The sequence below is a fragment of the Streptomyces megasporus genome, from assembly GCF_000718985.1.
Classification (GTDB): Bacteria; Actinomycetota; Actinomycetes; order Streptomycetales; family Streptomycetaceae; genus Streptomyces; species Streptomyces megasporus.
Window position 1 is genome coordinate 1 of record NZ_JODL01000152.1, and the last position, 331, is coordinate 331.

The window sequence follows — 331 nt, forward strand, 5'->3', positions numbered from 1 at the left end:
CGTCGGGCGCGACGCCGCCCCGCTGCCCGGCGGGGACGCGGGCGTGGCCAACCCGTGCCGCCTGGCCCTGGCCCGGCTGTGGGCGGCGGGTCTGGCGTGGGACGCGGATCTGCCCAGTGTGACTGCCTGCGCGGCCGGCGAACTGGCCGTTGTCAAACAGCAGTTGACGCGAGGGGTGGCCTGTGTGGCGACCTCCAGCATGGGCCGGCTCTTCGACGCCGTGTCGTCCCTGGTGGGCGTGTGCCATCGCGCGGAGTACGAGGCCCAGGCCGCCCTGGAGCTGGAGGCCGCCGCCGCTTCGGCCTGGGGCGAGGGCACCTCGGCCTACGAC

General features: G+C 75.8%; 1 protein-coding gene. It reads left to right on the plus strand.

Annotated features, from left to right (window positions below):
* Positions 1-331: Kae1-like domain-containing protein (locus IF47_RS28450; RefSeq protein WP_037733451.1), on the plus strand; the 331-nt coding region annotated here is incomplete at both ends.